General features: G+C 43.6%; 23 protein-coding genes. 2 read left to right on the top strand and 21 right to left on the bottom strand.

The window, feature by feature from the left end; genetic code table 11:
- Positions 1 to 10: 10 nt before the first annotated feature.
- From PKF022_RS07715 to PKF022_RS07765, 11 genes are all read right to left on the bottom strand, one after another.
- The gene (locus PKF022_RS07715) at positions 11 to 481 is read right to left on the bottom strand and encodes a DUF126 domain-containing protein (RefSeq protein ID WP_216275607.1); all 471 of its coding nucleotides are present in this window, start codon (positions 479 to 481) and stop codon (positions 11 to 13) included.
- Positions 478 to 1,707, bottom strand: a complete 1,230-nt coding sequence (locus PKF022_RS07720) for an aconitase X catalytic domain-containing protein (RefSeq protein WP_216275609.1) — start codon at positions 1,705 to 1,707, stop codon at positions 478 to 480. Before PKF022_RS07720 ends, PKF022_RS07715 begins: the two co-directional genes overlap by 4 nt.
- A 2-nt stretch (positions 1,708 to 1,709) precedes the next feature.
- The gene (locus PKF022_RS07725) at positions 1,710 to 2,681 is read right to left on the bottom strand and encodes a tripartite tricarboxylate transporter substrate binding protein (RefSeq protein WP_216275611.1); all 972 of its coding nucleotides are present in this window, start codon (positions 2,679 to 2,681) and stop codon (positions 1,710 to 1,712) included.
- Positions 2,682 to 2,708: 27 nt separating this feature from the next.
- Positions 2,709 to 3,503, bottom strand: a complete 795-nt coding sequence (locus PKF022_RS07730) for a GntR family transcriptional regulator (RefSeq protein WP_216275613.1) — start codon at positions 3,501 to 3,503, stop codon at positions 2,709 to 2,711.
- A gap of 52 nt (positions 3,504 to 3,555) precedes the next feature.
- Entirely contained in the window at positions 3,556 to 3,879 is a 324-nt protein-coding gene (locus tag PKF022_RS07735) for a DUF202 domain-containing protein (protein WP_216275616.1), read from the bottom strand.
- Positions 3,880 to 3,882: 3 nt separating this feature from the next.
- The gene (locus tag PKF022_RS07740) at positions 3,883 to 4,281 is read right to left on the bottom strand and encodes a DUF202 domain-containing protein (RefSeq protein WP_216275618.1); all 399 of its coding nucleotides are present in this window, start codon (positions 4,279 to 4,281) and stop codon (positions 3,883 to 3,885) included.
- Between the two features lie 68 nt (positions 4,282 to 4,349).
- The gene (locus PKF022_RS07745; RefSeq protein ID WP_216275620.1) at positions 4,350 to 5,642 is read right to left on the bottom strand and encodes an MFS transporter; all 1,293 of its coding nucleotides are present in this window, start codon (positions 5,640 to 5,642) and stop codon (positions 4,350 to 4,352) included.
- A gap of 37 nt (positions 5,643 to 5,679) precedes the next feature.
- Positions 5,680 to 6,276, bottom strand: coding sequence for a thiamine pyrophosphate-dependent enzyme (locus PKF022_RS07750; protein ID WP_216275622.1), 597 nt, complete (start codon positions 6,274 to 6,276; stop codon positions 5,680 to 5,682).
- Positions 6,277 to 6,278: 2 nt separating this feature from the next.
- Complete coding sequence (locus PKF022_RS07755) at positions 6,279 to 6,815, bottom strand: thiamine pyrophosphate-binding protein (RefSeq protein ID WP_216275624.1); 537 nt, start codon at positions 6,813 to 6,815, stop codon at positions 6,279 to 6,281.
- Positions 6,812 to 8,416: a choline dehydrogenase gene (locus PKF022_RS07760; protein ID WP_281776478.1), complete on the bottom strand. Its 1,605-nt coding sequence runs from the start codon at positions 8,414 to 8,416 to the stop codon at positions 6,812 to 6,814. Before PKF022_RS07760 ends, PKF022_RS07755 begins: the two co-directional genes overlap by 4 nt.
- Positions 8,417 to 8,706: 290 nt before the next feature.
- Positions 8,707 to 9,501, bottom strand: a complete 795-nt coding sequence (locus PKF022_RS07765; RefSeq protein ID WP_216275628.1) for a GntR family transcriptional regulator — start codon at positions 9,499 to 9,501, stop codon at positions 8,707 to 8,709.
- 106 nt (positions 9,502 to 9,607) lie between these two features.
- Between PKF022_RS07765 and PKF022_RS07770 the strand changes: the two genes are divergently transcribed.
- Together PKF022_RS07770 and PKF022_RS07775 are read left to right on the top strand one after the other, a co-directional pair.
- Complete coding sequence (locus tag PKF022_RS07770; protein WP_216275630.1) at positions 9,608 to 11,065, top strand: sulfatase-like hydrolase/transferase; 1,458 nt, start codon at positions 9,608 to 9,610, stop codon at positions 11,063 to 11,065.
- A gap of 22 nt (positions 11,066 to 11,087) precedes the next feature.
- A complete protein-coding gene (locus PKF022_RS07775; protein ID WP_216275633.1) occupies positions 11,088 to 12,068 on the top strand; it encodes a tripartite tricarboxylate transporter substrate-binding protein in 981 nt (326 codons plus the stop codon).
- A 192-nt stretch (positions 12,069 to 12,260) separates the two neighbouring features.
- Here PKF022_RS07775 and PKF022_RS07780 read toward each other — a convergent pair whose 3' ends face one another.
- The 10 genes from PKF022_RS07780 to PKF022_RS07825 form a co-directional block, all read right to left on the bottom strand.
- Entirely contained in the window at positions 12,261 to 13,301 is a 1,041-nt protein-coding gene (locus tag PKF022_RS07780) for a DUF4325 domain-containing protein (RefSeq protein ID WP_281776479.1), read from the bottom strand.
- Between the two features lie 383 nt (positions 13,302 to 13,684).
- Positions 13,685 to 14,842, bottom strand: a complete 1,158-nt coding sequence (locus PKF022_RS07785; protein WP_281776480.1) for a mandelate racemase/muconate lactonizing enzyme family protein — start codon at positions 14,840 to 14,842, stop codon at positions 13,685 to 13,687.
- An 11-nt stretch (positions 14,843 to 14,853) separates the two neighbouring features.
- Positions 14,854 to 15,810: an NAD(P)-dependent oxidoreductase gene (locus tag PKF022_RS07790; protein ID WP_281776481.1), complete on the bottom strand. Its 957-nt coding sequence runs from the start codon at positions 15,808 to 15,810 to the stop codon at positions 14,854 to 14,856.
- Complete coding sequence (locus tag PKF022_RS07795; protein ID WP_281776482.1) at positions 15,803 to 16,714, bottom strand: fumarylacetoacetate hydrolase family protein; 912 nt, start codon at positions 16,712 to 16,714, stop codon at positions 15,803 to 15,805. The genes PKF022_RS07790 and PKF022_RS07795 overlap by 8 nt, the downstream gene beginning before the upstream one ends.
- Positions 16,715 to 16,723: 9 nt before the next feature.
- Complete coding sequence (locus tag PKF022_RS07800) at positions 16,724 to 17,866, bottom strand: mandelate racemase/muconate lactonizing enzyme family protein (protein ID WP_281776483.1); 1,143 nt, start codon at positions 17,864 to 17,866, stop codon at positions 16,724 to 16,726.
- A gap of 24 nt (positions 17,867 to 17,890) precedes the next feature.
- Positions 17,891 to 18,871 (bottom strand): tripartite tricarboxylate transporter substrate binding protein, encoded by a 981-nt coding sequence (locus PKF022_RS07805; protein ID WP_281776484.1) that lies wholly within the window; start codon positions 18,869 to 18,871, stop codon positions 17,891 to 17,893.
- 91 nt (positions 18,872 to 18,962) lie between these two features.
- Complete coding sequence (locus tag PKF022_RS07810) at positions 18,963 to 19,643, bottom strand: GntR family transcriptional regulator (RefSeq protein ID WP_281776485.1); 681 nt, start codon at positions 19,641 to 19,643, stop codon at positions 18,963 to 18,965.
- A gap of 191 nt (positions 19,644 to 19,834) precedes the next feature.
- Positions 19,835 to 20,536, bottom strand: a complete 702-nt coding sequence (locus tag PKF022_RS07815; protein WP_281776486.1) for a GntR family transcriptional regulator — start codon at positions 20,534 to 20,536, stop codon at positions 19,835 to 19,837.
- A 67-nt stretch (positions 20,537 to 20,603) separates the two neighbouring features.
- On the bottom strand, positions 20,604 to 22,274 hold the full coding sequence (locus PKF022_RS07820; RefSeq protein WP_281776487.1) for an MFS transporter: 1,671 nt from the start codon (positions 22,272 to 22,274) through the stop codon (positions 20,604 to 20,606).
- Positions 22,275 to 22,295: 21 nt separating this feature from the next.
- The gene (locus PKF022_RS07825; RefSeq protein WP_281776488.1) at positions 22,296 to 22,970 is read right to left on the bottom strand and encodes a haloacid dehalogenase type II; all 675 of its coding nucleotides are present in this window, start codon (positions 22,968 to 22,970) and stop codon (positions 22,296 to 22,298) included.
- Positions 22,971 to 23,527 lie beyond the last annotated feature (557 nt).

Consider the following 23,527-nt stretch of genomic DNA (forward strand, 5'->3'; position numbering starts at 1 on the left):
CACCAACCAATCAACTAGGTCCATGCACCTTTTTCAAGTCGCCAGCTAAAGATGCTGATTCAGCATATTCACCAGGCTCCAATACTCGAATCGTATGCGCTTCTGGGTCAACCTCAACCATAGCGCCATGAGGAATTTTCGAGGTGATGTCAGTATCAAATCCCGCCAACATCGTTACATCACCTAATGCTGCACCTTGGGCCAAAATAGTATTCACGGTATTGAATACTATTGCAGATGGGCACATATTCCTTGAGCGCATTTCATGCAGCATCCATGCTGTAGCCACACCACCCTTAGCGGTATCTAACACCAAAATCTTGTCAACGTAAGACTGTCCAACAAGTTTGTGAGATGGTCTAGAGAAGACGCCCTTAAGACGCTCTAAGTCGTACCTAGCAGAAAAGCCATCGTGCGCCACTAATGCCTGACCGATTACCTTATTACCCATTGCATGGCGTGATTTATATGCTGTGCTCATTTCAATTCTCCAGTTTCCGCTGCTTTTACGCATGCTTCCATTGAGGCAATCATTGGCACATAACCATAACCACCTAAAATATTCACTAACTTGGCGCTATTAGTTGCCAGCCTCTTCCAACCCTTTGCCACACTCATTTCACGTGCATAGGATTGATAGAAGCACATGCCAGACAACACAGTTCCACCTGCTTTCTCAATCTTTTCGGTATACCCAAAACGATCACAATCTGGCTTCACTTGAGGGCTAGTCACAGCTAAAAGTGGCTTCTTAAGAGATTTACCTTCACACAGTGCTGCAATATCCCTTAACTCAAAAATACTAAGTTGTGGCGCAGAGAAAACCACCACATCCACGCTCGTATCAACAGCATATCCACGCTTCAATGCTGCAATCTCTTCATTAGTGATCTTGTGTGCCACTTCCAGTTTGTCGCCACCAACTGCAGCAAGGCTATAAGCCTCTGGAGTAATGCCTACTAAATGGAATAAAGCTGTTGAACCAAAGCTAGCCATAGCTGCGCCAAAGTGCTTTAACTCATCAGAAGTTGGTGCGCCCTCCAGCCCCTCTAAAACAGGAACTTCCCAGTAATTGCCGCACAATTTACCAACCACGCCACCCAACGAACCCCAATCATCCAAGGTCTTCGGGGTCCAGTTCACAAGAATTCTTTTGGTTGCTTGTCTATGGCGGTCAAGGTGATATCCATATCTTGGAGTGCGGCCAGTGATGCCCGCTGATAAAGCAGAAGGTCCGCCTTCAAAGTTTGAACGAGCACCACCAATCGAGTTGGAGTAAATCACAACACCTGTATCCCCAAATGCAACGTGCTCACCTCTAGTGGCCGCTACAACTGTTTGGTAATTAATACAGGTATCGGTCATGCTGACGCCTAAACGAACAAACGCGTCTATGGCTCTATGCTCAAGCTCAACCATCCAGTCTGCCTGACCCAATAAAGTTGAATGCTTAAAGTCGGTGCCACGTGGGTCAGTAATCGTTGGAATACGAACACCGCCTTCGTTAGCATCAGCCAATTTTTCAAGCCACATTACACCTGCCTGACCTAAGCTCTCGGTATCAGCCATGATGTGGGCTTGTGTTACAGGTACAAAATCTTCAGCACCAAAAAACTTACCTACTTTAATTTGATGTTCAATTGCTGTTTTAGCTACAAATCCAGCCTCACCAGCAAGCATTGCCTTTTCTTCGTCATTTAGTCTCATCATTACTCCATGGTTATGCCAGCAGAGCGCACTGCTGCGCCCCACTTAGCGAGTTCTTTTTTCTGTAAATCAGCCAATGGCGTTTCTAAGGGCTGAACCCCTAAGGCTGACAAATTGGCATCAAACTCTGGTGATGCAATTGATTTGCTAATCGCGGCTTTCAATTTAGCAACCACGTCCTTAGGCATCCCCGCCGGACCATAAACAGCCCACCACGCAGTCATCGTAAAGTTTGGAACAAGCTCGCTAACTGTTGGTACATCCGGCAAAACTTTTGTCCTGCTTGCACTTGTCACACCCAATACTCTTAACTTGCCTGACTTAATATGAGGTAAAACCGACTGTAATGGGTCGAACATAATATCTATCTGACCGCCTAACAAATCAGTAACAGCAGGTGCGCTGCCTTTATAGGCAATATGTCTTAGCTTAATATCGGTAGCTGCGCAAAACATGGCTCCCGTTAAATGTCCCGGTGCTCCGTTGCCCGCTGTGCCATACGTATATTGGTCAGGGTTGGCTTTAGCTTTGGCTATTAAGTCTGCTAATGATGTAATGCCTGATGATGGGTTAACCACTACGGCTACTGGCGCACTAGCCACTGTTGCAATCGGAGTCAAGCTATTGATTGGATCGTAGGCCAATGATTTATACAGATGTGGATTGATTGCGCTTGTACCAACCGTTCCCATCAGTAAGGTGTACCCGTCTGGAGGACTAGAAGCTACTGCCACGACACCAACCGATCCTCCAGCGCCGCCTTTGTTATCTATAAAGACTTGTTGCCCAAGTTGGTCGCCCATTAATTTAGCCAATGGCCTTGCCACAATATCTGTGGGTCCACCAGCAGGAAAAGGCACAATCATTTTGATTGCTTTATTTGGGTAAGCGCTCTGCCCAAATACATGCATGGGCGAAACAATCCCACCAGCTACGAGGCTAGATAGGAATTTCAAAGTAAATCGTCTATTCATCTTCAATACACCGAACCTTTCATTAAGCTACGTACTTAAGCTAGGAACAACTGCTCTTGCTAACTGCATAGGACCCGAAACACTCATATTGAATGTGTATCGGTCGGGAACAATAGAAATTCTCATGTGTTCGCAAATCTCACCACTAGTGGAATAAGAGGTACGACGCATTAACAGTACGTGACCGTTTTTTGATAACTTGAGTTCTTTTGCAATTTGCGGGGTTGGATGTGAGCACTCGATCGCCACATCGGCCTTACCAATCCTCACGCCTAAATATTTTTGAAGGATGTCATACACCACCATTTTCTCTGCCAGCTTCTTACCTATTTCAGCCGCCTTACTAGGTAGAAAGGCCTCAACAACTGCAAACGCTTCTCCATCAACGGAATACTTACGCCTTAACAGAAGCGGAAGGTCTGCACCCTCTGGCAACTGCTTAGAGCTCAATCCACCTGTTGCATCAAAATTCAATAACTCAGTTTGGGGCTCCACGCCTTGAGATTTAAGTGCTTCATGGAACCCCTGCAAACTCGAAAGATCTTGTTGCAATGTTGTTCTTGCAACGAACGTACCCTTACCTCTTTTTGCAACCAACTGCCCAGACTTCACCAGCAGCTGAAGTGCTTGACGTACCGTTACCCGACTAATGCCGTAAGTCTCAGTTAACTCAGACTCGGAGGGAACTTGTTGGCCGGCCACCAACGTGCCATTAGTAATAGCCTGTACCAGTCTGTCGGCTAATTGCTGATACAAGGGGTCCGGGCTAGCGCCATCTAACCCAGTCTTTCCCAATGGAGGTGTTTTTACTTTGGATTTCATCTTGTATTAGATTGTATTATAAACAACTAAGTTGTATTAGAAATCGCTAAAATTACGAAAAATACGGGGTTAGAAGCGCAAAAAACGCCGTTAGCGATGCCAGCACCGTTACAAATGCCACAAAACGCATAACAAAAGCGGGGGGTACCAGCGAATGAATTCCTCTAGTCAACTTTGACTCCCTGAATTTGGCAAACCCAAAGGTAAAGAGACAGGCGGCGAATAGCGAAAGCGAAATTGCTATAACAGCAACTGACCCATCATGGAGGCCAATCCGCAACATCAATAGCGAATCTAACAATAGAACTACCGCTGTGCGAGTCCAAGCAAGCGCAGTCCTTTCAGGCTGCAAACCCGGATCATAGGCTCGACTCATAAATTAATGCGGAATAAGGATGAGTGCAGTTAATAAAATTCCTAGCAGCAAAACTACACCCACTAAAAAGATGATCGCCTTTGACATGGGCAGCGCTCGTTTATGTCGCATGGCTACTTCATAGTCTCTCCATTTGATATATGAGAGCACCGAAAGTATTGCGGCCACCAAACATAGACCCGCTGATACTAGAACCACAAATACTTGTGAGCCCAGTTTTACAGAGAACTGGTCAAGCAAAACGCCCGCCGCCAATATAGCCAATGCAGTTCTCATCCAAGCCAAAAATGTTCGTTCATTGGCCAGCGAAAATCGATAATCAGGGTCCTCTCCCTCAAGTCGCCACTTAGGTTCTTTGGGGTTTGTTGTCTTATTTCTTACAGAATTATCTGGGCTGTTCATACTTATCTCAAAAAAAATGGCAAGAGTAGATAGTATCCACCCTTGCCACAACTACGGCTTGCACATTTTTATGCTAGCGCATATTTATTTGCATTACGCTTCGCAATACCCCAAGCACACAGGGCGGATAAAGTTCCTGATCCAACAACATACCAGCATACAAGCCATGGGTCACCATCATTCATCTTCACTAATGCTGTAGCAATCAAAGCAGTCATGCCTGCAACAACGCTTGTCATCTGATACACGAATGAAATGCCTGTGTAACGCACTTTTGCCGTGAACAAATCGCATTGAAGGGCTGCCACGTTGCCATACACAAGTGAATACAAAATTCCATAAGGAACAATGATTGCAATCCACATCAATGTTGGGTTGCCAGCAGAGTGCTTGAGTGCATAAAACGCTGGGAACACGCTTGCTGTTGTAATAAACGTCCCGAATGCATATAGCTTTGCACGGGAAATTTTGTCAGACAGGTGTCCAGCAATTGGAATACAGATTGTTAATACTGCTGCACCAACCATCACTGCAGATAAGGCGTCTCCTCTTGATATACCAATTGTCGATACCAAATAGCTAATTGAGAAAACCGAGAAAATGTTGAAGAAAACGCCATCAACGTGACGAGCACCTAACCCCAACAATACGTTTGAGGTATTACCTTTGAACATTTCAACAATCGGCAACTTAGCTTCTTTATGAGTTTCTTTAACTTGGGCAAACTCAGGTGTCTCATGCAATCTGGTACGAATAAACATACCAAACAACACTAATACAAAAGATGCCAAGAAGCATACACGCCAGCCCCATGCCATAAAGCTCTCATTTGACATGCTTGCTGAAAGTAATGCCAAAGAACCGGAAGCCAATAGGATGCCAATTGACAGTCCCATTTGCGGAATGCTGGTGTAAAAACCACGCTTTGCTTCTGGTGCAGTTTCGTATGCCATTAATACAGCACCACCCCATTCACCGCCTAGACCAATACCTTGCAGCACTCGAATTAATAACAGCAAGGCTGGAGCCCAAAGCCCGATTTCCTGATATGTCGGTATACAACCTACCAAGAATGTTGAGACACCCATAATCATCAATGTAGCAACCAAAACACTTTTGCGCCCAACCTTATCACCTAGGTGGCCAAATACAATGCCCCCAAGCGGTCTGGTAACGAAGCCTACAGCAAAAGTAGCGTATGACAACATCAACGAAACTGTTGGGTCATCGGATGGAAAATACAACTTATTCAATACCACGCCGGCCATCACACCGAATAAAAAGAAGTCATACCATTCAATCGTTGCTCCGATCAGACTGGATATGACGGTTTGATTTAACGTCTTTTGATTTGTACTCACTTTGCCCCCTTTTTTTACTACAAATTAAACTTCTTACTTAATTACCTAACAACCTTGCCCTAACTTGACGCACTTCATCACCTAATCTAGTGAAGTGAAACTCCGGTAAATCTGGCTGCTCATTGCCCTTCTTCCACACACCCTGACTTTCCGGCTCGATAATCAATTCAACGAAAACAGGCCCTGATCCATTGAGGATTTCATCCAGAGAATTCTGTAACTGTTCAACAGTAGCTAAGCTGTAGACACGCTTATACCCAGCGCCCTTAGCAAGAGTTGGGAAATCCACATTGGTAGCGCCCGGAATTGGTAGATTGGCTAAGTTCTCAAACCAAACGCCGTTATTGAAAACAACATGAATAAAGTTGCGTGGAGCCACATCTGCCGCCATAACAAGTGATGGGAGCTGCATTAATAAGCTACCGTCCCCATCTAATGCAATAACATTTCGCTCTGGGCGAGCAATAGCAATTCCTACACCAAGGGCTGATGCTCCACCCATCAATGGCACACAAGCAACGTTGAGTCCATCTTTGTCGTATGTATCTAACCACTTAATTGCAGTCATTGTTGAGACGATAACTGCACTACTTCTCTTTTGAACAATAGCCTCTACGGCTTGTTGGCTCTTCATATTTATTTGCTCCACTGCATATTGCGATTGAATACTATTGCGACAGGTGTCATCTTTGCTTCTGCTGTTTCATACGCTTTTTTAATATTGCCAATGTCCTCGTTACTGTCGATGTACCAATAAGGGATTTCTAGTAAATCCAATAGAGGGTCCAACATCCGAACTATTCTGCGACGGGACCCCTTGGTATCGCTCCCACGGTTTTCTTGTTCACGACCAAACTGCCCAATGAGCATCACCAAGGGCAATTTCGCATCCAAGCCAATGCCACGTAAGGCATTCAATCCAGCGTAAAGACCTTGGTTTTGGATAACAATTGCAGATTTCTTGCCACCGCAATAAAGACCGCCTGCAACCATAAATGCCTCGTGCTCAGTGCAGCAATTAATTGTGCGAACTCGATCCTTCCTCTCTTCAAAAGCACGGTGCAGTGGAAGCTGAACCCAATCTGGAACAGTCACAATATGCGAAACACCCACACCCTCAAGAGAGTCCGCAATACTTTCACCTGTGACTTCACTTTGCTTCTCTACGTTCATCTACTTTCTCCAAGAATTAATTGAGCAGCCTTTTCGCCAATCATGGTCGACGGGATACTGGTATTTCCAGATACCAGCAAAGGCATGATTGATGCATCAGCGACCCTAAGATTTTCAATGCCATGAACTCGTAGGTTTGAGTCAACTACGGACATTTCGTCCGATCCCATCTTGCAAGTACCTACTGGATGGAAGATGGTCGCGCTGTATTCACGACAGAATTCACGAATTTCTTCGTCCGTTGACACCTTAGAGGCTGGGCGGTATGAAGACTCTGTGTAATCTTTCATCGCTGGCGCATACGCTAACTCTTGCGCATACTTAACTGCTGCTATTGCGCAACGCCAATCACCGTCCGTAGTTAAGTAGTTGGCCTTAATAAGCGGTGCATCAGCAGCCTTTGTGGATTGAATATGTATAGATCCACGGGATTCTGGTCGCAATTGGCACACGCTTAAAGTAAATCCGGGCCATGGATGTGGCTTATCAGCCACCTTATCTGCAGTTAATGCTGCCACATGGAACTGAATATCAGGCGTCTTTGATTCTGGTAGAACTTTTGCAAAAGCACCGACGTGATTAATACCAACAGCCATTGGGCCTGTTCTGTTAAACATATACTTCAAACCCATACCCATCATGCCTGTCCATGAACGCAATGTGTCATTGGTTGTGATTGGTTTTTTGCAACGATACATAAGACGGAATTGCAAATGGTCTTGCAGGTTTTCACCTACACCCGGCAATTCATGAAAGACATCAATGCCCAGAGGTTGTAAAACTTTAGAAGAACCAATGCCAGACAATTCCAATAATTGCGGAGATTGAATAGCGCCCGCAGCCAAAATAATTTCTTTATTGGCATGAACAGTTTTCAAGGCGCCCTGATGTTTAAACTGCACACCAATCGCCATAGTTTTCTTGAATAAGATTTTTTGGACTTGAGCTTCCGTCAGGATAGACAGGTTTGGTCTATTCTTGGCTGGGTTTAAGTAACTAACCGCCGTCGAAGACCTAAAACCATTTTTAGTTAATAACTGGAAGTACCCAATGCCCTCCTGAGTCTTGCCGTTGAAGTCATCGTTAGATGGGAGTCCAACTTGATTTCCAGCCTTGATGATGGCTTCCATCAATTCTGGGCGCTCATGAATATTTGAAATACCTAGAGGTCCTCCGCCACCGTGATATTCGTCACATCCACGTTCATTGTTTTCAATCTTTCGGAATAGCGGTAAAACATTTTTCCAACCCCACCCTTGATTACCCAATCCCTCCCATAAATCATAATCTTCAGCCTGACCACGGATGTAAATTAATCCATTGATAGAACTAGAGCCGCCTAGAACCTTACCTCGTGGCTGGTAGATTCTTCTGCCGTTTAGCTCTTTCTCTGGCTCTGTGTAGAACCCCCAGTTGTACTTTGGATTAAACATGGTCTTGCCATAGCCAATTGGGATATGGATCCATGGTGATAAATCACGTGGACCAGCCTCCAACAATAAGACACTGTATTTGCCCGATTCGCTTAGTCGATTAGCTAACACGCAGCCTGCAGTTCCAGCACCAACAATTACGTAGTCAAACTCGTCCTGACTATTCACCAACGCCCCCATGCCTGTATTAAGATGTATTGAGGCATGTTAGGTGCTATTTAGGTGGGTTTTATCTGGACTACACAAATACACTCATTTTTGAGATAAAAATTATGAAAATTAATCCAAAAATGGATCGCACATTAGCAATTGATTTTTACTTTAAGCGTTACTTAAAGTAACGCCCAAAAGACAAACCCCCACCATTTCTGATGAGGGATTGCTTTTCTGGTGGACCCACTAGGGCTTGAACCTGTTTCCGGGAGCTTAGATAGGGCGCCCAAGCTTTACCACTGAATTCATTCAAAGCCAGACGCTCGAGCATCTGCAATGACATGTAGCTCACGGTTGGTGGGTGGTATATAAATATTCTGATAGTACACAGCATCACCCTCAGTAAGGTAAGCAATAGCCTTTAAACACAAGCATTGCGCTCCTTCTGATAGACCTAAAGCTTTTAACGCATCCTTTGGCGCTTCTGCTTGTCGCAAAAATAAATCAACTCGCTTTATTAACTGCCCAGACGCTCTAAATATAAGGTCCTTAAAGTTCTCACCATCTAATTCCCGCAAAGATAATTCAGAGAATATTGGCAAACGTAAAGCATCAACCACAAAAGAGCTGTAAACACTAAATTCTTTGCCAATAGAGATAACGCGAGTAATCTCCACCCCTTTGGCAGCACTTAAAGCAGCAGACCACAAACCTTTATCGCTTAACTGTTTACGCCCTGTAGTTTTGGGATAAACCTTGAGGTAATTTGCACCAGAATCATCTATAAATCGACAATGAAATGGATGTGACATTTCATCATTTGTTGTCCTGCCTGCAATAAATGAACCTTGGCCATGGCGTCGTTGCAACACCCCTTCATCCACCAATTGCCTTAAACCTCGCTGAATAGTACCCAAGCTAATAGGAAGAGCTTCAGCCAATTCTTGCTCATTAGGCAAACGATCCCCAGGAGCAAATTTTCCAGAAGCTACAGCATGAACCACTGCATCTCGTAGTGCCGTGTATTTTGGCAACCCAGGTCGAGAAAACTTATCAAGCATTCGCCCAATCTCTTTCGCTGAAACTGGCTCTGTAATCATTGACCCCACTTTTACCCTAGCTTTCTATACAAATTTTTATTATCCCAAGCTATTTTATGCTATGTTACTATATAACTATATAGTTTTAATAGAATCGGAGATAAAAATGCCAAAACCTAACAACCTCATCGTCATCATGTCCGACGAGCACAATCCAAAGGTAATGGGTTGCGCTGGGCATCCAGTGATCTCAACCCCAAACCTAGATGCATTAGCCGCTCGCGGAACACGCTTTACTTCTGCATATACAACAAGCCCAGTTTGTGTACCTGCCCGCGCTGCGTTCGCGATTGGCAAATATATTCATCAAATCGGTTTTTGGGATAACGCTGACGCATATGACGGTTCTATTCCAACTTGGCATCACCACATACGCAATAGAGGTCACAAAGTTGTCTCTGTCGGCAAATTGCACTTTCATACAGCCGAAGAAGATCATGGATTTACAGAAGAGATCATTCCTATGCATATTCTTCATGGCAAGGGCGACCTAATGGGCTTAGTACGTGATGATCTACCTAAACGTGGTGGCGCAAAGAAAATGATTGGAATGGCTGGCCCTGGTGAGTCAAGCTACACTTTGTACGACCGTGACATTGCCGCTCGCGCACAAGTATGGTTACGCGAAAACGCTGATAAACACCAAGATAAACCTTGGGTGTTATTTGTTTCCTTTGTAGCTCCGCACTTCCCTTTAACAGCACCCCCCGAACACTACTATCGTTACTTCAATCAAAAGTTACCGATGCCAAAGTTATATGCAAGGGAGCATCGTCCAAACCATCCTTACATTGAAGACTATCGCAATAGTTTTTGCTATGACGACTACTTTGAGTCAGAGCAGGATGTGCATAAAGCATTGTCTGGATACTTTGGCCTTGTTAGCTTCTTCGATGAACACCTTGGGAAGATCATGAAAACCCTTCAAGACATGGGCCTAGAAGGATCTACAGACATCATTTACACAAGTGATCATGGCGATAATCTTGGTTCAAGAGGTCTATGGGGTAAGTCAACTATGTATGACGAAATCGCTGGTGTACCTTTGATTTGTGCTGGTCCTAGCTTTCCAAAAGGCAAAGTGATTAACACTCCTGTTAGCCACGTAGATGTATGCCCTACCGTGATGGATATCGTAGGCGAATCATTTGATGAAGTACAAGATGATCATCCTGGCGTATCACTCATCGATCTTTCTGAGGGTGCCACCCCAGAAAGAACAGTAATTAGTGAATATCACGGAATGGGCTCAACCTCAGCAGCCTATATGATCCGCGTGGGCAAATACAAATACATTCACTACTCCAAGTATGCCCCCCAACTCTTTGACCTCGAAGCTGACCCAGATGAAATCAATGATCTAGCAAATGATTCCTCGATGTCTGCGGTACTAGAAGAGTGCAAGAAACGCTTGCATGACTTATTAGATCCAATGGAAGTAGATAAACGCGCTCGCGCAAGACAAAAAGAGCTTTTAGATGCTAATGGCGGTAGAGAAGCGGTTATAGCTAGAGGTGATTTAGGCTTCACGCCGGCACCTGGAGTAGCGGCTGACTTTAAGTAATGCTAATTTAGAGGAGACAATCATGTTACAAAAACTTATTATCAGCACCATACTCCTAGGCCTTCCATGGATTGCACCAAGTCTTGCGCAGGCTCAGGCATACCCAAACAATATGGTCAAAATTATTGTTCCATACCCAGCAGGAGGTGGGGTTGATTTTGTGGGCCGCACTGTTAGCCAGCGCCTTAGTGAGATTTGGGGGCAACCGGTAACCATTGAGAACAAATCTGGAGCCAGTGGGTCTATTGGGGCAGACTATGTCGCAAAATCAAAACCAGATGGGCTAACTCTAGTTCTTGCATCACCCGCTGAAGTACTGGTTGGACCAATTGCCGGCCAAAAGACTTCTTACGACCCACAAAAAGATTTAATCCCAGTTGTGCTAGTTGGGGAAACGCCGCTTGGGGTTGTTGCCCACCCATCTATCGCCGGCTCAAATTTAGGAGAGGCATTAGCAAATTCAAAGAAAAGTGGGAAAGAGTTAAGCTACGGCACTCCCGGCAATGGGAGCAGCATGCACTTTGCAGGGGAAGCAATTCAAGAAGGTACAAATACACCTTTAAATCACATTCCTTATCGTGGCGCGGCACCCGCAGTAAATGATGTACTTGGGAATCAAGTAAATATGGCTATTGTTGGGCTGCCACCTACAGTCGCACATATTAAAGCTGGCAATATGAAATTATTGGCGGTGACAACAATGAAGCGTAGTCCAGCATTCCCTGATGCTCCTTCAATTGCTGAAATACCTGGTTTGAAAGGTTATCGCTTTTCAAACTGGATGTTGCTACTAGCGCCAGCAGGCACTCCAAATACAATTGTTAATAAGATTGCTCAAGATACCAACAAGGTCTTGTCTGAACCTGATATTAAGAAAAAGCTTGAGGAAGCAGGCGTAGACGGTGTAGGACTTACAGGGGCAGACTTGAATAAATTTTTGGGCGAAGAACGTGCCAGATACACATCAATTGCAAAATCTGGAAAAATCAAATTTAGCGAATAGCACTATTTTCCCAACCGTTACTTAAAGTAACGCTCAAATAAAAAGCCACTCCGAAGAGTGGCTTTTTATTTCTGGTGGGCCCACCAGGACTTGAACCTGGGACCAAAGGATTCCGGTTTGTGTAGCTTTCACTACTCCCTGGACTATGCCTTCACCATATCGATTGCTCGACTTAGGTGGGGCGTCCAGTTTTTATCCTAAATTACTTTGAGCAGCCTTAATCATTTTTTTGACCTCTAGACCCTCATTAATAGAATGAATAGTAATTTGAGGATTTTGTTTTACAAAAACTCGAAATACTTCATCTGCGAATGCCTGACCAATTGACTCAACACCCTTAAAGTCCAATAACACTGTCTTAAAACGATCTACGCGATTTAGAATTCTTTTCGCTTGCGAACGCGAAATAAGCTGCCCGCCTTCGTACAGAGCTAGCTTAACTGGAACAATTGTTTTATTAAACGCGTAATCCTCCTCTTCCGTTCCGCTAAAACTATCAAATACTTCACGTAGTATTCTTTGGGAGTTGAGTGCGATTTTCATGACTACCCGCGTGCCTTTATGGCTCTTTTCGTTATGAAGTAAGAAGTCCATATCCGAGCCATCGGCATGTGTGAAAACTAAATCTCCAGAAAAAATAAAGAATTCATCAAAAGCACGAGATGAGAAAAAGATCCCCTGTCCACTGTGATTACTTGGATCAGTGGTCAACTTTCCTTTACTCAACTCTAAAATGGATTCACGCGGATCCTGCAACTTTAATAATCTGGCGATATGGTTAAAAATACCCTCACCATTATCGATAATTGAAATTGAAACAAAATCCGGCGTCCTCTCCACATGTATATAAACCTCAGTACCTTCCGAGTGGTCAATGGCATTGTTCAGTATTTCAGTAAAGCCGTAATGACAAATGTTGGCAATTTCCTTGGGCAAACCACTAAATATTTCACTAAAGTCACGAGAGTAAACTTCAGACTCCTCCAATCCCTTTAGCTTAAATAGGCCATCATGAAATCGCTTTGCACCCAATTGATAGGTGCGAGCCTTGGTGCTACCACTTGACGCCAAAAATCCATCTTTAACTAAAGCAGCAAAATGCGCATGAATAGCCTGCCTTGTCAGGCCAAACTTTTCTATTGCAGCATGAGCTAAGTCAGGCCTATTAGCCTTAACCCCATCCACCAAGTATTGACGTATTTCTTGAGAGCGCTTTGTATTGGCAAATTTCATGTCTATTTTTGTAAAGTTTTACAAGATTATTGTAAAGTTTTTATAAATTATTGTAAAGTTTTTGATCAATGATTGACAAGAAACTATAGATAAATAGTGCTCATGAGCACTCTGGGGCCCATTTAAGCCTTATCCACCGCCTAGTCAAACTGAGTCTCTTTAGCAGTAGCTCGTATCCACTTGTTATCCACCTTATAGCGACATTGCCACACGGCAAATGCTCGCGTTGATACAGGGTTAGGTTACGGTGTATGAGAGCAGACAGCCAAAGAAAACCCTTAGGATTAAGAGTTATAAATAAAAATGACTTAGGAATTTCTTCCTAAGTCATTTCATTTCTGGTGGGCCCACCAGGACTTGAAGCTGGGACCAAAGGATTTCCCCTAAACATAACATGGGCCATCAATTAGAGGGTGATCCTTTACAAAATCTAAATTAATTTTCATCCCAATTCCTACGCCATCATAAGGTTTCACATAACCCTCTGAATCGAGTTCATAGGCAGATTTATCCATCATCTCATCCCTAAAGGGATTCAAAGAAGTAACGTCCCCTTCAAAATAACCCGGATTATCAATGGCAGAAAGGAAATGGATTGTTGTCCCCATATTAATTGCGGTAGCAGAGGTGTGGGGATTAATTGTTAATTTATTAGCGCCGGCCATAGCAGCAATTCTCATGGACTCAGTCACACCGCCAGTCTTTGATAAATCCGGCTGAATAAACTGCACATCTCCATCATCTAAGAGCATTGAGAAATCATAGCGGGTATAGTGATTTTCACCGGCTGCAAATGGAACCCGACCCAAACTGCGTGCCATACGATATGCCTTTCGATCTTGGGGCGGGAATGGCTCCTCCAACCAACTCACACCAGCCTCATCAAATGCAGGCATTACCTTACGCACATCTGCTAAGGTGTAGTTAGTGTTGGCGTCAACCAATATATCAATTTCATCGCCTACCGCCTTACGAACTGCATGCACCCTGACGATATCTTTCTCAGCAGTATCTCCCACGCGCAACTTCAATGCTCGATATCCTGTTGCTACATGCTCTTGCGCTTCTTTAGCTAATGATGCTGGCTCTTGCCACCCTAAAGCGATTCCACCTGCGTAAGCCTTAATCTTTTTAGAGGCACCACCTAGCATCCGATATAAAGGTTGTTGCATGATTTGAGCACGTATATCCCATAATGCAATATCAATTCCACTTAAAGCCAAAACTGCTGCTGCGCCCATACCATGGCTAGAGATTTGCATCTTATAAACGCGCGCCCAAATGCCGTTGATATCCATTGCATCACTATTGAGTACAAGCTCCCGCATGGTTGTATCAATTAACTTTGCAATTGCACCTGGAGCGCGCCCATGGTGTGCTTCACCCCAGCCAACATGACCATCTTCCGTTTCAATGCGAACTAATACCGAGTCACGTTTTACGCACTTTCCAATCCCTAGACGAACCGACTTGTTCTCAGGAACGGGAAAGGAAATAGGAACCGCCTCTAACTTCACGATACGCATTGGATTACTGGTCATGTTTTACTCAATTAAAGAAACACTTCTGGGTTAACAATATTTTTGGGACGATTACCATTTAGGATAGCGAGTATTGTTGCTACAGATCCTTCGCTCATGCCTTTCATGCTGCTAGCTGTGATAGAGGCGATATGGGGCGTTAGCAATAAATTTGGGCAATCAAAAACCGCCTCCTGGCCAGACAGTGGCTGTTGATCATACACGTCCATTGCTGCACCAGCTATTGCACCTGACTTAAGTGCTTTTATAACTGCTTGCGTATCCACCACAGGTCCGCGAGCGATATTAATTAAAATGGCGTTGGGCTTCATTGCAGAAATCGCCGCTTGATCCACCAAACCCCGTGTTTCCTCGTTTAAAGGACAGCAGATGACAATCACATCTGATTGAGAAAAGAGCTCTATCTTAGTAACCGCCCGTACTCCACTCGCCAGAGCCTCTGGTCGCCTAGTCAGCGCAATAGTTTTCATTTGCAAGCCTACTGCAGCCTGCGCCAATTTACTACCAATTGCGCCAAACCCAATAATTCCTAAAGTCGTGTTAGCTATCTCTGCCGATGGGTCTGCTAACGGACGCGCTTTTGCCCAGCCCTCGCTTCTTAGTCGTGAATCAATCAAATCTAAACGGCGACGGAAATAAAAAATAGCGGCTAAGCAATATTCAACAACAGCATTAGTATTTGATCCAGGTAGGTTTGCTACAGGGATTCCTTTTTTGGTAGCAGCATCGACTGGAATAAAATCCAATCCCACGCCATGACGCACTACCGCCTTTAGTTGTTGAACCTGATCAAAAATATCTGGAGACAACTGACAACGAACAATTAACCCATCACAGTCTGAAATTAGCCCCTTTAAAGTCTCAGGCTTTATATCTGGGGCAACAACTACGTCGCACTCTTTTATTAATGCTTTATGGCAATCCGGATGTATGGGATTTGTTAAAAGCACTTTAAATCTTTTACTCAAGAAATGGCACTCCCTTTTCAATTGGGTTATTCAGTATTCCCAACCCTTCAAGCTCAACGCGCACCGTTTGTCCAGGCTCCAACCATGCTGTTGGCTGATGCATCATTGCCAATCCCGCCGGAGTGCCTGTTGCAATAATATCCCCAGGCTCAAGCGGCATTTTTTTGGAAATATAGGAAATTAACTCTGCAATCTTAAAAAGCATTGTGCCCGTTGTACCATCCTGCAATACCCTGCCGTCTACATCCAATTTAATTTCAATGTTGTATGGGTTGACCACTTCATCAGCGGTCACCAGAAAAGGTCCGAAAGGCGCAGAAGCTGGCATATTTTTTCCACGGACAAAATTACCGTTATCTTGCTTAATCATGCCGCTACCACTGACATCGTTATGCACCGTATAACCCACAATGTAGTCCATGGCATCTTTGGGCTCTATATACAGTGCCCGCTTGCCAATAATTACAGCTAACTCAGCTTCGTAACCCACGTTACCCACATCTGGTGGAATAAGGATAGGATCATTAGGCCCTATAACCGTATTTCCAGATCGAATGAAAATAACTGGCTCAGCTGGATAAGGCATTGAACGTTCATCCAAGGCATCTGTAAAATTGTATGCAGCACCAACAACCTTTCCGGGATTAGGAATCGGAGAGCATATTGAAATGGTCTGGATACTCACAACCGCACCCTGATCATACTGACCACTCTCAAGCTTGCTTGTAATTGACTTGGTCAGCGAGGGTAAGCCTGTTTTTACCATCTCAAGCAAGCTTGGGCATTGATTTCCCACAATGTCACTTAAGCTTTCATGAGAGAGATCGAGCACATGCAAGGAGTCACTTAATAACACGCCTACTTTAGGCGGTTGGCCATTTTCTGTAAAAGTTAAATATCGCATTAGTAGGGTCTACGCGACTCGATATTGATCAAGAATATGGCGGTTTATCTCAATACCAAGACCTGGCCCTTTTGGAACGCTTATCTTGCCATTACTCTGAACAATAGGATCAACTGATAACAAATCGCGGAATGGATTCTCGCATTGCTCAAATTCGAATAAAGGAGGGTTGCCTTTAAAGCTTGGCGGCTGGTCTGGAAGCGCTGCCAAGAAATGTAAAGTGGCAGCAACACCTATAACTGATCCCCACGCATGCGGAACACACTCTACGCCATGAGCACTAGCAAGGGTTGCAATCTTGCGACATTCGCTAATGCCCCCGGCCGCACAAACGTCTGGCTGAACAATGTCCATCGCCTTGCGTACCACAATATCTCTAAAGCCCCAGCGAGTAAATTCGTTCTCGCCACCAGCTACAGCCATATCTAAAGCCCGAGTCACCTCAACATAGCCATCTAAATCCTCAGGAGAAATTGGCTCTTCAAACCACTCAATATCTAACTTCTCGAGCTCTCGTCCAATCTTTATTGCCTGGGGAACGGTAAAACAATGATTAGCGTCTACCATCAGTCGCATGTCACCCCCCACCGCTTTTCTAACTGCCTCCACCCGTTTAATATCCAACTTTAAATCGCCTAGGCCAATCTTCATCTTGATGGCAGTAAAGCCATTTTGCTTAAATTCAATCGCCTCCTCTACCGCTTCCTCGATTAAGCGATCCATATCAATAAAATATAGGCCTGTCGCATAAGGCGTTACCTCATCTCGATAAGATCCGCCGATTAATTTGTGAATTGGTTTGCCGCAAGATTTGCCGATAATGTCCCATAAGGCGATATCAATTCCACTAATGGCGGAGATTGCCATGCCTGTAGTGCCGTAGTCCTTAATGCGGTTATATAGATCCTCCCAAATTACCTCTACATCAAATGGGTCTCTACCAATAACCCGAGGGCCGAATTGAGTATCAATAAATGCTTTTGCTACAGTCGATGGGCCATAACACTCGCCCCAACCTACTATTCCATCGTTTGTTTCAATTTCAACAATACAAGAACCTCTGGTTTTATAAATCCAACCTCTGGATGAAGTGAATGGCTTTTGTACAGGAGCAGAAACTACGTGACACGTTACTTTTTTAATTTGACTCATTAATCTTCTTTCAATTTCGGATGTTTATTTTTTCTCAGTAAATACTTTTTTACCAACTACAGCCAGGGTGTTTGTCACTGCTACGATTTCGTTGCCCAAGGCCTTTCCTGTCAAGCTATCTACTTTTGCGCCACCATCTTCAGACGCAGCTTTAAAGCGTGGATCTTGAATAGCCTTATTAAAAATCGCAATCAGTTTTTCTTGGATCTCTGGAGGAGTTTTAGCAGGAGCGGCAAGATATGCCATTTGCACTAAAGGGCCATATGGAAATACGTTGTACCCCTTCTCTTTAAATGTAGGAATATTGGGCATTGATTTGATGCGTTCATTTGCAAATACACCCAAAGGCATCACCATATTGGAGTCGATTTGGGCCTTACTTTCAGATGGCTTCAATACTGCGGCATCTATCTGCTTACCTGCAAGATCAATAATCACTTTTGATCCACCGGTATAAGGAACCGTAATGATCGATGAATCAACCACATTGCCGGTCATCACGGCAAAAATATGATTAAGATTATTACTACCAGGAGTGCCAATAGATATTTTTCCTGGATTTTTTTTAACCATTGCCTCAAAGCTATTCAAATCTTTGGCCGGACCATCCTTTGGAACAAGCAACAACAATTGATCTGTAGTAACGCGTGCTATGGGAGCAAATTGTTCATTTTTTAGAGGTGTTAATCCCTGGGCAATCATCGCCAAGGTAGAGCTAGTGCCCATTCCAATCGTGTAACCATCGGGTTCTGCATTAGCAACCTTAGTCATGCCAATAGTTCCGGTTGCTCCAGCGACGTTATCCACAACAACTGTAATTCCTTCGTCAGCAAGTATTTTTGAAATCAAACGGGCAGAAATATCATTTGACCCACCCACATTCCAGGGCACAATTAACTTTATCTCCTTGGTAGGAAAATCTGCAGCCAGCGCAGGATCTAGCGCCATGAGAATTGCCAAAATATAAGTTGTAATTGCACAAATAGTCTTTTTATACATGTTCATATCTCCTCCTATAGCAGCAAAGTATACCAATGTTATAACAAATAACATTCATTTGGTGAAGGGTTTGTTATTCCTAAACTACTATTGAGTCTTATTCCAACAAATTACAGATATCTGATCGAGCACTATCAATATCAGCACGTATAGCCCGAGCAACGCCAATACCATCCCCTTTTTTCAAGGCATTGAGCGCAGCCAAATGATATTTATGCCTTTTTTGGCCTGGTTTATATGCTGGCAGAGCAAGATTTAAAGTTGGCCCACAGCGAAGCCAAGCACCTTCAATTGCCTGAAGCAGTATTGACTGATCGGCCAGCTTGTAAATCCCAAAATGAAATTTGTAGTGGGCGTCCAGGTAAGAAGCCAGATTTCCAGTATTGGCCAAATCCCTCATCTGATCCAATAGTTTTGAAATTTCAGATATTTCAGTTTTGGTTGCATTATTAGCCGCAGCCTCAGCTGCCAACGGTTCCAAACTACTTCGTATAGACATCAATTGATCAAATTCGTGAGCATTCAATAGTGGCACCGAAGCTCCACCACCTTGCCCAACCCCGCCTCTCTCAAGAACATTTTCAGCTGCCAAACGATTAATGGCATCACGAACGGGGGTGAGGCTAATGCCCAGATCTTGAGCGACCTTCCTCAAAATAATTCGCTCGCCTGGTGCAAATTTGCCCGCCAACAATGCACTTTTCAGGGAAAAATATGCTTTATCCCAAAGGGTATCCTTATTAATTTGTTTAAGACCGCTTTTTGGGACACTGGGCATTGGGAGTTTTCAGGATATAGATATTAGGCCTAATATAAATCAAAAGTTAAGACAGGCTTTAAGTAACGCTTAAAAAATACCAACCCAAAGGTTGGTATTTTCAATCCTGGTGGACACGCTGGGAATTGAATCTGGGACCAATGGATTCCGGTTTATGTAATTTTCATTACCCCCTAGAATATGCCTTCAAACTATCTTCTTAGCGTTTGATGGACAAACTTTTCCAGACTCTCAAATAACTCATCCGAAGCTGTTTCAGCGGCTTTAGAGTCCCCTTTAGCGATTGCCAAAGCTAGGTTTGCGTGCAGTTTTCCAGATTCAGCATCATCCTGGCTTTGATGATAAACAAACCAAAATCTCCTTGATAAAGAATCCAAAGAATCCAATGCTCTCGATGCAAATTCATTTCTTACACAAATGGAAAAATGATCATGAAAAGCTTTATCGGCCTGCAAAAGTGCATGACCGTCTTTTGTTTTAACTGCACCCAAAAGCTGATCAGCAATTGCTTGCATTTGCTTACGCTCTTCATCACTCGAACGTCTGGCAGCAGATCCGGCGGCAAATCGAGATACTACACTTCTAAATTCCAAAAGCTTTAGCTGATCAGCAATATTGATTTCGGAGACAACAATTCCCCGACGCGGAAGGATGTTAACCAATCCCTCTCTAGATAATCGTTGAAGAGCCTCTCCAATCGGCGTTCTGCTGACTTGAAGCATCTCACCCAACTCTGACTCAGAAAGCATCTGCCCTGGCTTAAATTGAAGAGTGACGATCATTTCTTCAAGCTCAGCGTATACCTTATCCGCCAAGCTGATGTTGTCAGTCTTTTGTAGGGCTAATCGCCCATTCTTTCCAGTATTTTTTAATTCAGTATTTTTTAATTTCACAGCAGGATTTAGGTATTGAAAATAGTGAGGGTATTAAACCTCACTATTTTCGCTGAAACTAGGCTTTTTATAGCTTTATATCTACATTTTTTGTCTCTGGCAGAAATATCGCCCCAAAAATTACAGTTACTGCCGCAATAATTACTGGGTACCAGAGTCCATAGTAAATATCACCCTCTAAGGCCACTAGAGCAAAAGCTGTAGTAGGCATTAGGCCGCCAAACCAACCTGTACCGATATGGTATGGCAAGGAGAGCGAAGAATAACGAATTTTAGTTGGAAAAAGCTCAACCAATGCCGCTGCAGTAGGTCCGTAAGCCATGGTTACATAGATTACTAGCAAAAAAACCAAAAGGAAAACCATTAGCTTATTAATCTCATCAGGATTAGCTTTAGGAGGATAGCCTGCCTCTGCAATAGTTGCGCTTAATTCTTTTGCAAAATTATTCATTTTTAAGGTAGCGTCTTCTTTTGATAGACCTACGGAATCAAATGAATTAATAGTCTTATCGCCAACCTTCACACTAGCAACTGTACCCGGTATAGCATTTTCAACACGATAGTTAACTGACGCAGCTACTAGTTTTGCCTTAGCTATATCGCATGAAGAAGTAAACTTCTTAGTTCCAGTAGGATTAAATTGAAATTGACAATCCCCTGGATCTGCAACCACCACTACAGGGGAATTTTTTAATGCCATCTCTAGAGCAGGGTTCGCATAATGTGTCAGACCTTTAAATATTGGGAAATAGGTAAGCACAGCTAGCGCCATTCCAGTAAGAATAATTTTCTTTCTTCCAATTCGATCTGATAGCGTGCCAAATATCAAAAAGAATGGGGTAGCGAGTAAAAGCGCGCCAGCTACAATTAAATTCGCAGTAAAGCTATCTACCTTAAGTGTTTGCGTCAAGAAAAGCAGTACGTAAAATTGACCCGCATACCAAACGCATCCTAATCCAGCAGTGATGCCAAACAATGCAATTAGAACAATTTTTAAATTTTTCCAACGAAGAAAAGATTCAGTGAGCGGAGCCTTAGACTCGGTTCCCTCCTCTTTCATTTTGGCAAAAACTGGCGACTCACTCATAGACATGCGAATCCACACAGAGATTCCTAGCAAAATGATGGATACCAAAAACGGAATGCGCCAACCCCAATCACCAAAAGCTGCCTCACCCAAGAATAGTCTTGTTGATAAAATGACCAACAAAGATAGAAACAGGCCTAAAGTTGCGGTTGTCTGTATCCACGCCGTAAATTGCCCTCTTTGATTATGAGGTGCATGCTCTGCGACATAAACTGCTGCGCCACCATACTCTCCGCCAAGTGCAAGACCTTGCAACAACCTAAGCGAAATCAGAATAATCGGCGCTGCAATACCTATACTTTCATATGCAGGCAGTAAACCAACACCAAATGTCGATAAGCCCATAATGAGGATGGTCATTAAAAAGGTATATTTGCGACCGATCATGTCCCCCAGTCGACCAAACACAAGGGCTCCAAATGGACGAACGATAAAGCCTGCCGCAAATGCCAATAAAGCGAAAATGAGTCCTGTTGTTGGATCGGCCTTGGCAAAAAATTGCTTAGCTATTACAGCCGCCAAAGATCCATATAAAAAGAAGTCATACCACTCAAATACAGTACCCAGAGATGATGCAATTAGAATTCTTCTCTCATCTTCGGTAATTGATCTTTTATTATTTTTTACTTCACTTACATTTGTAGTTGCCATTTGAACACTCCACAAGTTTAGTTAACCAAGAATCCCGGGTATTTGCTCTATTGAGCTAAGCTCAATGTCAGGCGATAGACTCAATTCATCTGGTAAAGCAGAATTACGATTAATCCAAATAACTTGAAACCCAAAAGCTTTTGCACCAGCTACATCAAAATAATTTGATGTGACAAATCCAATTTCATGTCTTTGGAGATCGAACTTATCAGTTGCCAACTGATAAGTTCTTGGATGCGGCTTATAAACTTTGACCTCATCCACACTTAATAAGGCGTCAAATTGATCCGAAATTCCTGCGTTACCAACTAAATTTGTTAGTAATGATGGGGTTCCAACAGATAGGATTGCCCTCTTAACTCCATTCAATTTAGGAAGGGTTTGCCTAGCATCCTCAAAAGGGGATAATTTTTCGTAAGCATCCATCAAAGCCATTCTCTCGCTTGTACCTCCAGGCAACCCTAAATACTTCAATGCATATTTAAGACCAGCTTCTGTATTCTGGTTATGGGGTATGTATCTACCCATAATGGTTCTCAAAAACATGTATTCAATTTGTTTTGATCTCCAAAGCTGACTTAATTGATTGCCTTTCCCTGGGTACATCTTTTCAGCCAAAGTAACAACTGAATGAACATCAAACACCGTTCCATAAGCGTCAAACGCAAGAGCCTTAATTCCGTGCAATTTTTTCATACATTCCTTAATGAAGTTCAACTGGGATTTCAGTAGGATACTAGTAAATATGAGCAAAGTATCACCAATCAAACTAGTGAAAACCCTTGCTTGCAAAAACTTTTACATCGAACTGCTCGGTATCACCTTAAGAAGCGTTCAAAAGACAAAACCCCCACCATTGCTGATGAGGGTTTGCTTTTCTGGTGGGCCCACCAGGACTTGAACCTGGGACCAAAGGATTCCGGTTTGCGTTAGTTTCCTAACTCCCTGGACTATGCCTTCATCATATAAAGATTTACATCCTTACTTAGATGGGTGCCGTCTAGTCTCTACACCTTCAACAGCACTTTCATACTGAAGCTTGGCTCGGCGTTAGCGTATCTATTGCTAGACTTAGCTTTCTCCGAATTTGACACCATCCCTTATGCAGTTTCCACGCATAAGGCACAACTTTCGCTATGAGTCCTCTGCTCTAACCAACTGAGCTATGGGCCCTAAACTTACTCTTTTTAACCCGATAAAACTGGGCTAAAACTACTGCTTTACAACTTGCCTCGGTGTGTAAGCGGTGTGTA

It is taken from the genome of Polynucleobacter sp. KF022 (assembly GCF_027924105.1).
In the GTDB taxonomy this organism is placed as follows: Bacteria; Pseudomonadota; Gammaproteobacteria; order Burkholderiales; family Burkholderiaceae; genus Polynucleobacter.